Below are 12,084 nucleotides of genomic sequence, written 5' to 3'. Positions count from 1 at the left end.
GTTACCAGTCCTTGAAGTTAATCTCGGACTCGGTTCCGGAAATTCTGATCTCAACAAACTTTGGCCCTACCGCCTTGTCGATTTGATAAGAAGCATTGGCTCGATACTCTTTACCGGAAGGGGTCTTGCCAATAAAGCGTACTTGTAACGGGTGTCCACCAGCCTGCACATTACCGGTATAGATTTTTTGCACCCCCCCTTTTTGTAAGGACTCAATTTCCCGGTAGGTGTAGAGGTGGTGCGCCACGATTTCACCATTGAGAGTGACTTCTACGGATTCCAGTTCAAAAGGCTTTTCGTCTGCGACAGAAACAAACAAAGCCACCTGAGTATTGGAAGGAAACAACAGTTTCTCTTCCAACTGTGCCAAAGTTGCTGTCAGATCAATTACATCTTTCTTAACATCCTGGATTTGCTCGTCCAAGCCACGGATATCATCACGACTGACATTCTGCGCATTCACTGCGGCAGCCAGTAAAAGAAGGAGAGCTATCTGTAAAATTCTGAACATGTGGCCTACCTCTGACCCAATCCTTATCAATGAAAACCAGCGATGTGCAAACCCCTTGAGGGCCACATTGAAGTGCCTGTAAACAGGGACCTTTCAGCCAGCGGCATTGTAGTGAATACAGAAATAGGCAGATGTGAGGAAAGTCAAATCTAGGAAAACCGGCAATTGCTAATTTTTTGCACTGAGAAGTGATGCGACTGAGCAATTATGTGAGGTGGATCTCATTAATTCTAAATTCGCGCCGAAATGTTAATGGCTACTGTTTTATAGATTCATTGTGAAAGTCTTTCACAAGCAAAACTGCCAACCTATAAAATATTAAAAGTACCTGCTGTGCAATCGATAATCATTTATCATTTGCGACTAGCAATAAAATAAGCGTGGCTAGCCATTGGCAATCACCCAATAGATACAGGAATGACTACCAACTTGTAAAGAAGCCGCTCAAATAGTCCGGCGATTTAATCGCCGCTGTTCAATGAAATGATCACTTTACCCTTTGCTCGCTTGCTATTCAGGTAAGAGAAAGCCGCCAGACTCTGGCTGAATGGATAAACTTTATCAACGACGGGAGAAATGATTTTGTCCCTGTATAAGGCGCTTAGCTCACTGAGCTGATCCCCATTCGCCTGCATAATGACCATACGGTAAAACGCATTCTTGTCTTTCGCCTGTTTCAATACCGGGCGAGACTTAAGCCCGATTAGCTTACGGAAAAACCAGTTGATACCCAACTCCCTCGCCGTCAACGGGTCCAGCACCCCTGCAATAGATACTACTCTGCCGCCTCTTTTCAATACTTTAAAAGCATCCATTGTGTATTGTTGGCCTAGAGTGTCATACACCACATCAATATCAGACAATAAATCCAGATAGTTTTCTTTCTTATAATCGATCACTTGGTCCGCACCGAGTTTACGCACCCAGTCCACATTGGCACTACTGGTTGTAGTAATCACATAAGCGCCGTAGGCCTTGGCAAGCTGAATCGCCATAGAGCCGATGCCACCGGAACCCGCATGGATCAATACTTTCTCTCCCTTCTTCAAACCAGCAACCTGGATCAAAGCCTGGTAGGAGGTCAGCCCCACCAAAGGGATACTTGCAGCTTCTTCATGGGAGAGGTTTTCAGGTTTCTTCGCCAGATGCGTAGCATCCACCACCAGATACTGGGCAAGGGTGCCCACGTGATCCTCCCCCACCCTGGCGAACACTTCCTCTCCGGGCTGATATTGTGAGACTCCACTACCCACTGCGACCACCTCGCCACTCAGATCCCGGCCAATTCCCACCGGCAAGTTGAGCTTCTTTAGCGCTTTCATCTCGCCGCGCATCACCATTAGATCAATGGGGTTGATGCTGGCAGCATTGATCTTGATCAACACCTCGCTCGCACCTGGCTCGGGTACATTCGCTTCCTGGAAAGCCAGGCTGCTATCGATATCGCCATACTGGGTAATTTTGAGTGCTTTCATTAATCTCTCTAGTCATCAGTTCAAGAATGAGAGCGATAGTGCCCCCTGCCCCAACTGAGAAACAGAGAGCATTTAGTGGAAGTCTTTTGTCTTTCTGACAATAATGAATGCTAAGTTGCCGTGTAAACAAGCAAGAATAGGGGCTTTATGGACAAAATCCGGGCATTACGCTACTTCAAACGCGTGGCAGAACTCTGTAGTTTTACTGCAGTGGCTGAGGAATTCGATGTTCCCGCCTCTTCTATTTCACGGCGTGTGCGGGACCTTGAGCAGTCTCTGGGAGTAGAGCTATTGCAGCGCAGCACCCGCAAGGTGGAAGTTACCGAACTGGGTAAGCTCTATTACTCCATGATTAATGAAGCCATTCGCCAACTGGAGCAGGCAGATGAGCTGGTGAGCCAAACCTTCGAAGCCCCCAGCGGGTTGATCCGTATCAGCTGCCTACCTTCTTACGGCGAACAGCACTTAACCCCCCTACTGGAACAATTCGCCCAACGCTACCCAAACATTGTTTTTGACCTGCACTATAGCGACGATCTTACCCAGCTAGGTAAAGATCCTGTAGATATCGCCATTCGCGGAGGCTCCGCTCCCGATGAGCATGTCATCGCCAAGCGTTTATCCAAGAACGAATTCTCACTCACCGCCACACCCGAGTACCTAAACACCCTAGGGAAAGAGTTACCGCTAAATAAACAGGCTATTGAATCTGCCCACGCCCTCCAATACCGCGGCCCCAGAGGGCTGATTGACTGGCATTATTTCGATGATGATCGCTGGGTGCCACTAAAGCTATCCACCCACCTGATCAGCAATAATGGCAAAGCTCTACTGGCTGCAGCACTGAATCATCGCGGTATGTTCTGTGTACCCTCATGGAGTATTTGCGAACACCTGGAATCTGGAGAATTAGTACAGGTTCCCACCCAAGGTAAAGTCTCTGTCAGCCCTGGAGGTGATATTGGCATCTTTCTTCTTTACGAGCGCAGTAAATATCAAATACCAAAAATTAAACTATGTGTGGATTTTATTTGTGAGCATTTGCAGCATCACCTAGATAGAACCAACGAGCCAATATAAGTAACCTGAATACCAATAAATGAATTTTTGAGAAGTGCCATATAGCTGACTAAGCTACCATTTTTACTGAAAAATTTACCACTCCATAGTTAACCTTATTAATCACGACTTAAATTTTATGTTTTTGTCACTTTAAAGATTTACTCTCCAACGAATAACCAACTGAAATATAAATCGTTGTAAGTGCCTGGGAAGCACATACATCAAATGATATATTGTGACTTTAATAAATGATCAGTCAGCCGTACAAAAAGGTAGCGATGGATTCCTCACTCGAGAAAAGAGCAACACTTAAGCACAAGATATATGCATGTATAGCTTTTGGCATAGCCTGCCTACTCCCAATTGGAGCTTCGAGTGAACTTTTGATCAGTGATGAAAAAGCTAGGCTTCTTACTTTTACTAGTATCGCTCTCTCTATAGTTCTACTCACAATCTTATTCATTTCTCTCCCCAGAAGAAAATCGACAATAAGGGAAATTATCGAAGATCAGAAAAAAAGCCCTCTCTTGATGGGGATAGCTTTAACTATGGGGATCCCAATTACCATCTATCTTTCAATAGCAAGAGGATTACCAGCAACATTACATTTTTTCATATCAACTCACGGCAGCATGGATGTGACAGTTTCAGGAAAATCATCTAGATACCGAGAGAAGCATTGCAAAGGTAGAATCCTTCTGAGTGAGTACAACTCCTTAATGAGCAATCAGATATGCGGCGTGACAAAAAAGTCATGGGAGGATCTCAAACCTGGCGACAAACTACGTCTTTATGGTAGGAGGTCATTTTTTGGATTTAACCATATAAATTATACAAAGTTAACCGACACAGAAATATCTATTTAACAACCACACCTATACATTAAAACCTTAAAATAAGAAATTAGCATTAAACAATAGACAGAAACTAGCACACAATCCATCTAAGATTCTCTATTGATGTTCTTTCGCAGCAATCTATTTAAACCACCAAAACCTAAAGGATAATAGTGGATTTAGATTGTACATAGGGTTGTATCCCAGGCCTCATCAGCTCTTGGCTTAATCATGATTTTAATTACTTACATAACCAAACACTCGAAACTAAGAGCTTTCAATACAAGCCCTGTACTTACTCTAGGGTTTTACCATCTATCAGGTGGTTGATATCAGTGCTGTGGCGCAAAGTATGTGGGTTAGTCGCTATATGTAACGCGGGCTATACTCCTTTACCTACTACATTTATCCGGTGTCTTAATACGTAAGCACAACATAAACTACAGCCTGCTCCTCTACTGGTACCGCAAACTATCTGAATAAACTTTGGTGTCTGATACCCCTGACTTTGTTCTTGTGGATATCAGATTTCCTGTGGCCACTACGGGAAATCTGGGTGTATTGGAGTTCCCTAATGGTATAAAGCTGGTGATCAATATCCCGGTGTTGTTGGCGCAAATTCCTGGCCTTATGGACCTTTAAATACGATATGGTTACCGTTTAACAGCAAAGTCTGGTTTTTCCGTCAGCCCATCGATTTCAGAAAATAGATTAATGGCATTGTGCCGCTGGAGGCTGATACGCTACATAAAAACCCAGCATCTGATCAACTCTTTGGTGCCCAGATGGATTAGACCACTACAATGTGGTTTATATACCGCTTACGAAGGCCTGCAACGATTAGCAAGCAGAGGACCTGCTCGCCGACCAATTGCTAGTTATGGAGAAAGTACACGATGAGTAAGTTAGAAGTTATTCCGAGAACCATTTTTTTCGCCTGCTCGGTATTAGCGTCCACCGTTGCGATAAACTCTATAGCCCATGCGGAAGACAAATATGCAACAGCCAAAGAGCTGGGTATCATGGAAGGATTTCCGCCACCACCTGATAAGCAAGTCACCAAAAAGAATGCCCTAATGACTTCGCCGTTCATCCGCTGGTCCTATCAGCACATGCGGATGTTTTATCCTTCGGCGAACATACCCGCCGCTGCCAACCCGTCAACACTCCAAAAGGCTATCGATAATAGTTTTGCGTCCGGCGTCAAGATCACGGATCCAAAGGGTAATATCAAGTCGGTCGCTGATTTTCTGAAAGAGACCTGGACGGATTCCCTGGTCGTGATTAAAGGCGACGACATCGTCTACGAGGAATACCTCAATAGCATGACGCCAGACACGCCGCACCAGATGATGTCTGTGACCAAATCATTCTGCGGCTTGCTCGGCTTGATGGCGGTAGCAGAAGAAAAACTGAAGGAAACCGACCCGGTTACGAAATATGTTCCAGAACTCAACGTGAAGGACGGGGCTTTCGCCAACGCCACCTTTGGCCAAGTTCTGAATATGACCAACTCTATGGATTTCACCGAGGACTATGCGGATCCCAAATCCGGCATCCGCATGTATAGTGCCGTCCTGGGCTGGACGCCGAAATTGCCGGGGATCAAATACCCTGAGAGCCTGTACGATTACCTAGTGACTCTCAAAACCGACAAGAACTACAAGGACGGCCAAGTATTTCACTATCAGACCCCCAAGACCGACGTCGTTAACTGGGTTACCAATCGTGTGACCAGCGAATCGTTCCAAAAAGCTCTGCACGAAAAGGTCTGGTCGAAGATTGGCACCGAGGGTGAGACCTACGTGTTGGTTGACAACAACGCGACGCCGGTAGCCGGTGGTGGCCTGAATGCGACACCTTACAATCTCGCTCGCTTTGCGATCATGATGAAGGATAACGGTAAATTCAACGGCCAGCAGGTCGTGCCGAAAGAGGTAGTCGACAAGATCGCCAAGGGGGGCAGCATCGAGGCCTTCGATAAAGGTCCAGACTCCGACGATATTGTGTATAAAAAAGGCGAATGGAGCTACCGCGCCCAGTGGTGGGTCAAACATACGCCGGGCATGGAAGCCTTCATGGCCATTGGAGTTCACGGGCAGTGGATCTATATCGACAGGAACCATGACATCGCCATCATCAAACAATCCTCCATGCCGCCATCCAAGGACACCTACCTGGACGGGTACAACCTGCAGGGCTTCTATGGGATCATTAAATATCTGGCGGGAAGGTAAAGCTTCAAAATAGCTAAATGATTTGATATTTCCGGTAAGCAATCTTGTGGGCCAGATAGAAGACATAATGCGCTCGATAGACTTTGTTCGACATTGATCTGAATGACATACAAAATTCGACGAGCTGAGCAGCCCAGGTGTCGCGCGAAACTGTGCAATACCCCTCAGGGAGGTAGGCCTGTTTCGAATCTGGTATCTGTTTGGAATCAGCGCTTGGCCTCGTCCTTGCGCTCTCCAGTTATTCCGAGAAACCGTACTCCAACTCCTTGGTGACCAAGCAATCGGAAGCAGGCATTCCTGTGGCCGAAACCGCTGTCCCTGCCTTTATCAACGGCAATATCTACACCGCAGAAGATGATGGCGAAAGCCGTCGCGGTCCGCAGCAGTACCATTTCTATGAGAATTCAGCACCGAACTTCCAAAACATCCATTCCCAGTCTACGGTGTGATGCACACCTTTCCTCCATAATAGAGGTAACTAGAATGTCGGTTTTGTGGATGTTCCTAAGGCTCGACATTGAGTAGACGGTCACTCAGTATCATCAGGTCGATAGATCGATCAGTTTCACACTGTGTCTCAATTCAAAAACGTATCTGCCATCGCAGGGCCGCAACAGAAATCCTCTTGCGACTCAGTTCATGTGGCCTGACCCATTGCAGGTCGCCCGTGATGCGTAGCCAAGGCGCCAAGTGCATGTTGTAGAAAAGTTCTATGCCCTGTTCATCCCTGATAAAGAACTCGGGATTGAATGGCATGGTAGAACCGATCCTTGCCAGCCCCTTGATCAGTTGGTTACTTAATCCATATTTAAAATAACCGATCCCCCAACGATCTTGCTGCCGGCCAGGAAACAACCCCTGCCCACCGACGCCAGCTAAAAAATGCCATTTAAGGGGATTAGGGTTTCCATCGGAAATTGCGCCTTCCGCAAAGAGGCCCCATCCAATATCCGGGTTGCCTGGGTAATGATAAAGATATTGCTGCACACTGGTACTTAGATACCAATAACCTTTCCGCGTGAGGATGGATTCGGACGCTGCAGGAAGGTCGAGAAGCGAGGGAATAGTCGAAAGATTCAGCCCCTTTTTCGAACTGTACACGCCGCGCACAGTATAAAAACCTTTTTGATCGTTTATCTTTGTAGGGAAAGTTGCTGAAAGGCTTGTAGTTTTGCCTTCAGCAAAGGGACTCCTGATTACCTCCTTCATCTGCGCGTTGCGTGGGTCATAAACCATTAATGTAAAGGTTGCATAATCGGCCTTGACCTTCCCAATAGCGCCAAACAAGTATGGTGGGGTTACTCCACTAATTGGGGCCGCAAGTCCGATATTCATGAAAGTATCCAGGCCGCCACCGCCGATTAGAGGCTTCTTAGCAGCTACATCAAACATATAAAACTTGCCTAAGGTGAGCGAATAGCGATCTCCGATGGCTTGCGATAAAGTAATGGACGTTTCGCGATCACTGCCACCGAGTCGTGGAAAAGCGAGCGCTGTATTAAACGGCAATAACTCCCCATTCCCCAAGTCATTCACATCATCACCAAAAATCCATTCCTGGTGCACATTGACTGACAGGCCTCGCCACAGACCCAGCTTCGACATATCCAGATTTACGATTAGGTCTCCTTTACCACCGTACTGCCAAGTCTTGTCGCCATCTCCTGTGAGCACACCTTGGTAGAATTGTGCAAGCCAAGCATCGACTTTTATCCCACGCTCCCGAAAGGCGTGCTTCAAACCACCTGGCCAATCGAATAATGATGGACGTAAGCAATATGAGTACGAGGGCGCAGCTTCTTCGACATTTTGAGCGGAAGCACCCTGCAAAGATGTGGCACATACTAATACGATTACGGCAATCACCCATTCCAACTTATGCTGCATAGATTTCTCACATACACTCTAATTCATTATATTTTATGTAAGCGATCTCACTAGAACCAAGTGAGGACTCTATTCAAGGCATTCAAGTTGGGTCGTTGAATGGCCAGCCAGAAAATCCCAAGAGAGTGTTGTTAATCGATAAATATATAGGGATGCAGCCTGTGCCAACCTTTCTTACTAGCAACGTTCTTATATTACGCAACGCGACTATTGCCAGCCCAACCTTCTCAAGTTGAATATTTCTGGGACAGCAATGCCTCATAATCCTCAACGGATTAGCAGTGTGGATCAAACTGAAGTGCAGGCTTAATGCTTTAGAGTCACTGACCGAAGACACCAGCAGGAAGTTTTTACGAGCCATCACAAAGGGGCGAGGCTTCGATGCAGGCCCGATTAACCGCCACCTACAATTGCTATATCACGCATTTAATTTACACCCATTTTCTAACTGCGAAGGTATGGCCAATATTGTCAAAACTAAAAAAGTATTCTTGGAGGCTGCCCTGCTTTCGCAGGGCACTCCTGGTACTATTTACCTGTCCTGTAAAAACTTCAATAAGTCGTGATTGAGTTGCTCTTTATGAGTGTCGGCAAGGCCATGGGGCGCACCGGGATAAACAATCAACTTGGCATTACGGACAATTTTTGCTGCGGCACGGGCCGAATTGTCGATGGGTACAATCTGGTCGTCATCCCCATGAACTATCAGCGTAGGCACATCAAATTTCTTCAGGTCCCCACGGAAATCTGTAGCCGAAAAGGCAGCGATAGAATCGTAGGTATTCTTGTGTCCACCTCGCATTCCCTGCGCCCAGAATGACTGAATCAAACCTTGTGAGGGCTCTGCATCTGGACGGTTGAATCCGAAGAATGGTCCAGATGCGATATCCAGGTAAAGTTGAGAGCGGTTTTCCAGGGACCCTTTACGGATACCATCAAATACTTCCAGCGGCAAACCACCCGGGTTGGTGTTGGTCTTAAGCATAAGCGGTGTCACGGCTGAGATCAGCGCGGCTTTCTTAACGCGACCTGTACCATGTCGGCCGATATAGCGCGCGACTTCACCGCCACCGGTGGAAAAACCCACCAGAGTCACATCTTTCAGGTCCAGCGCTTTGATGACAGCTGCCAGATCATCTGCGTAATGATCCATATCATTACCGTCCCAGGGCTGGCTGGAGCGGCCGTGCCCTCGCCTGTCATGCGCCACAACGCGATAACCTTTGGATGCCAGGAATATCATCTGCGACTCCCAGCTGTCCGAGCTTAGTGGCCAACCATGGCTGAAGGTTACAACCGGCCCGTCCTTTGGCCCCCAATCCTTGTAGTAAAGCTGCACTCCATCACGGGTGGTGATGGTGCTGGATGTCTTAGAATAACTATTAGCAGACTCGGCAGCTTTACTAGATTTTGAGTCAGCTGAAGATTGTATTGCACTGAATGTAGTAAGGAGAGCTATTCCAAGAGCACCTATCTTACGAGTTAAGGGATTCATACTGGCTTCTCCTTCGAAGCATTTAAATCAGGTATTGGAAAATGCCAGCCACTTATTCAGCGGGCATAAGGTATACATCAATGTTTCCACGGGTTGCATTTGAATAGGGACATACGATATGGGCCCTGTTAATTAGCAGCTGCACCACAGTCTCCGTCAGTCCGGGCAAGCTGATACACAGCGCCACCTGAATGCCAAAACCTGTGGGTATCGGGCCTATGCCGACCTTGCTGGTAACCCGTGAACTATCTGGCAGAGTGATTTTTTCTTGAGCTGCGACATGCTTCAATGCACCCAGAAAACAGGCGGAATAGCCTGCCGCAAATAGCTGTTCAGGATTGGTGCCGTTACCACCTGCACCACCAAGTTCTCGTGGTGTTGAAAGTTGGACGTCGAGGGCACCAGCAGTTGATAGTGCTCGCCCCTCCCGACCACCTGTAGCGGTAGCCTCGGCTGTGTAGAGGACTTTTTCTAACTGCATGCTAATACTCCTTGGTTCTGTGAAGAGCCGGGGCTCATATCTGTCAACGGGTTTAAATTTACCCCCAGAAATGGGACGATATGTAACAATAAGTCTCTATAAGTTAACCAGGAGTATCGGAATGGGGGATCGGCTGGCTGCCCTGCTGGATAAGTTCTCAATCACAGCACGCGTATTCCACACAGGCACTTTATGCGGTATTAATGGGCTAAATGGCGACGGTGATATGGGGCAGCTCCATTTGATTCGCCAGGGCACTGTCGAAGTCAACCACAGCAGTGGTCCGACATTGCAGATTACAGAGCCCAGCCTGCTGTTCTACCCGCGACCGCTAGCACATCGCTTTATTACAGACTCCGAGAGTGGGGCAGATTTTGCCTGTGCCAACCTCAGCTTTGATGGCGGCCCTGGTAATCCTATAGCGGCAGCCCTGCCCGACTTTATCTGCCTTCCATTGTCAGCTATATCCGATTCAAAAAGTGTACTGGACCTGATTTTTGAAGAAGCTTTCGCCCAAAACTGTGGTCGCCAGGCAATACTGGATCGCCTATTCGAAGTCATAGTAATTCGGGTACTTCGGCACTTGATGGAGGAAGGGCTGACACAGGTTGGTATACTGGCTGGTATGGCACACCCACGCTTGCGCTTAGTGCTGATTGCCATACATGAACAGCCCGCACATGACTGGTCCTTAGAAGAGCTGGCCCAACAAGCTGGCATGTCGCGGAGTGTATTTGCCAGATCTTTTCGTGATCAAGTTGGCACCACTCCAGCTGCATACTTGCAACGTTGGCGGATATCGTTAGTACAGCGCGCTTTGAAACAGGGCTTGCCATTCAAACTGGTGGTAGAGGAAGTTGGTTATGGAAGCGAGGCCGCCTTGTCACGCGCCTTTAAAGCCTGCGTGGGATGCTCCCCTCGACAATGGCTTAAGCAACAAGCCTTGTGAAGACTCTATTAAGAAGACTTCATCATAATATCAAGAAATCCATGCCTAATACCTAAGTAAACAATTCATGCTTACTCCCACCATCCTACCAAGCGAACTTAATAAACTTCTGAATCCCCTTTATCACGGGTGCAGAGAAGCGAGAAGAGCTTAAATCAAAGAGTGGTGAGTGGTAGATTGCAGAGAAGCCAGGTGCCCGGAAGAATTAGACCACTACAATTAGATGGCGCTTGTGATGTTGAATTTCAAGCAAACTCCTCTGAAGAGATTGCAGATCTTAGTAAGAAACATGGTATAGAGATGTATCAGCAAAAAGAACCGAAGCATCTAGAGTCCATGCATAAAATGCAGGAACTTATAAGAAATTATGAATCCGTGAAAAAATGGATGGAATACAAAAAGGAGCTTTTCAGCTCCCTACCCTCTCAGTAGTAAATGTGAACCCAAAGATGACCAAAAATACTAGAGAGATAATATCGATGGCTACTTGGCATTTCTGGTAAAACCAAAAAATCTATTTTCCAGCCAAGTAAGCCACCTTATAGTGAAAGCAATTATTCAAGCAGTGTAAAAACTAAGCTTTCTAAGTTAAAATAAGTGCAGACCATTGAACATATGGAAATGTTATGCAATTCATAATAACTCTATCCATCGCACTTTTATCCAGTTCAAACTCCACTGCCCATGGTACGCCTGAGATCCTTAAGATGTATGAACACTTTACCTTGTCTAGTGCCGCTGCTGGTAAGTGTTACCAACCTAAAAAACCAGAGTTAGCTTCATTCCTGGCAAATTATGAGCTGGTAACACGTATGTCATCTCAATACATTAAAGAGAAAAGGCCCCAACTAACAGAAAAACAAACAGCTCAGATACTTCTAGACGCAGGTAAACGAGCAACTGACAGGGTATATCAAGAAATAGAATCCGCAAGCTGTATGAGCCCCAAGATTCAGGATCTTATTAAGCGATTTAAGGTGCAATCAGCTTGGAAGCCGAACATACCACCTTCAGGTGGGTGATCATGAAAGGATTAACTAGTACTAACGATCAAGGTAAGACGATCTTCCCTCCCTAAGAGATCGTTAACTTACGACAAAAGCCAGAATGGCTACTCCCCAAAGGATAGCTTTAACAATATAATTGTTACC

Annotated in this window: 13 protein-coding genes; 8 read left to right on the top strand and 5 right to left on the bottom strand. The window is 46.6% G+C overall.

The window, feature by feature from the left end; genetic code table 11:
• Position 1: 1 nt before the first annotated feature.
• Both ACJJIO_RS17540 and ACJJIO_RS17535 read right to left on the bottom strand, forming a co-directional pair.
• Positions 2-511 (bottom strand): hypothetical protein, encoded by a 510-nt coding sequence (locus tag ACJJIO_RS17540; RefSeq protein ID WP_252082145.1) that lies wholly within the window; start codon positions 509-511, stop codon positions 2-4.
• Between the two features lie 461 nt (positions 512-972).
• The gene (locus tag ACJJIO_RS17535) at positions 973-1,986 is read right to left on the bottom strand and encodes an NADP-dependent oxidoreductase (protein ID WP_252082146.1); all 1,014 of its coding nucleotides are present in this window, start codon (positions 1,984-1,986) and stop codon (positions 973-975) included.
• A gap of 147 nt (positions 1,987-2,133) precedes the next feature.
• Between ACJJIO_RS17535 and ACJJIO_RS17530 the strand changes: the two genes are divergently transcribed.
• The 5 genes from ACJJIO_RS17530 to ACJJIO_RS17510 all read left to right on the top strand — a co-directional run bounded on the left by ACJJIO_RS17530 (position 2,134) and on the right by ACJJIO_RS17510 (position 6,570).
• Positions 2,134-3,066, top strand: a complete 933-nt coding sequence (locus tag ACJJIO_RS17530) for a LysR family transcriptional regulator (RefSeq protein ID WP_444909252.1) — start codon at positions 2,134-2,136, stop codon at positions 3,064-3,066.
• A gap of 260 nt (positions 3,067-3,326) precedes the next feature.
• Complete coding sequence (locus ACJJIO_RS17525) at positions 3,327-3,914, top strand: hypothetical protein (RefSeq protein WP_444909251.1); 588 nt, start codon at positions 3,327-3,329, stop codon at positions 3,912-3,914.
• A 459-nt stretch (positions 3,915-4,373) separates the two neighbouring features.
• Positions 4,374-4,526: a hypothetical protein gene (locus ACJJIO_RS17520; RefSeq protein WP_444909250.1), complete on the top strand. Its 153-nt coding sequence runs from the start codon at positions 4,374-4,376 to the stop codon at positions 4,524-4,526.
• 254 nt (positions 4,527-4,780) lie between these two features.
• The gene (locus ACJJIO_RS17515) at positions 4,781-6,121 is read left to right on the top strand and encodes a serine hydrolase domain-containing protein (protein ID WP_444909249.1); all 1,341 of its coding nucleotides are present in this window, start codon (positions 4,781-4,783) and stop codon (positions 6,119-6,121) included.
• 200 nt (positions 6,122-6,321) lie between these two features.
• Entirely contained in the window at positions 6,322-6,570 is a 249-nt protein-coding gene (locus ACJJIO_RS17510; protein WP_444909248.1) for a hypothetical protein, read from the top strand.
• Between the two features lie 133 nt (positions 6,571-6,703).
• Here ACJJIO_RS17510 and ACJJIO_RS17505 read toward each other — a convergent pair whose 3' ends face one another.
• The 3 genes from ACJJIO_RS17505 to ACJJIO_RS17495 all read right to left on the bottom strand — a co-directional run bounded on the left by ACJJIO_RS17505 (position 6,704) and on the right by ACJJIO_RS17495 (position 9,984).
• Entirely contained in the window at positions 6,704-8,008 is a 1,305-nt protein-coding gene (locus tag ACJJIO_RS17505) for a carbohydrate porin (protein WP_444909247.1), read from the bottom strand.
• Between the two features lie 532 nt (positions 8,009-8,540).
• Positions 8,541-9,503, bottom strand: coding sequence for an alpha/beta fold hydrolase (locus tag ACJJIO_RS17500; RefSeq protein ID WP_444909246.1), 963 nt, complete (start codon positions 9,501-9,503; stop codon positions 8,541-8,543).
• Positions 9,504-9,555: 52 nt separating this feature from the next.
• On the bottom strand, positions 9,556-9,984 hold the full coding sequence (locus ACJJIO_RS17495) for an organic hydroperoxide resistance protein (RefSeq protein ID WP_444909245.1): 429 nt from the start codon (positions 9,982-9,984) through the stop codon (positions 9,556-9,558).
• A gap of 121 nt (positions 9,985-10,105) precedes the next feature.
• Between ACJJIO_RS17495 and ACJJIO_RS17490 the strand changes: the two genes are divergently transcribed.
• The 3 genes from ACJJIO_RS17490 (at position 10,106) to ACJJIO_RS17480 (ending at position 11,955) form a co-directional block, all read left to right on the top strand.
• Positions 10,106-10,933: an AraC family transcriptional regulator gene (locus ACJJIO_RS17490; protein ID WP_444909244.1), complete on the top strand. Its 828-nt coding sequence runs from the start codon at positions 10,106-10,108 to the stop codon at positions 10,931-10,933.
• Positions 10,934-11,125: 192 nt separating this feature from the next.
• Positions 11,126-11,365, top strand: coding sequence for a DUF1059 domain-containing protein (locus ACJJIO_RS17485; protein ID WP_444909243.1), 240 nt, complete (start codon positions 11,126-11,128; stop codon positions 11,363-11,365).
• A 194-nt stretch (positions 11,366-11,559) separates the two neighbouring features.
• On the top strand, positions 11,560-11,955 hold the full coding sequence (locus ACJJIO_RS17480; RefSeq protein WP_444909242.1) for a hypothetical protein: 396 nt from the start codon (positions 11,560-11,562) through the stop codon (positions 11,953-11,955).
• The last annotated feature ends 129 nt before the right edge of the window (positions 11,956-12,084 follow it).

It is taken from the genome of Microbulbifer mixtoriginis (SeqCode) (assembly GCF_052467235.1).
The sequence above is the reverse complement of the archived record's forward strand: the minus strand, read 5'-3'. Positions and strand labels throughout refer to the sequence as shown.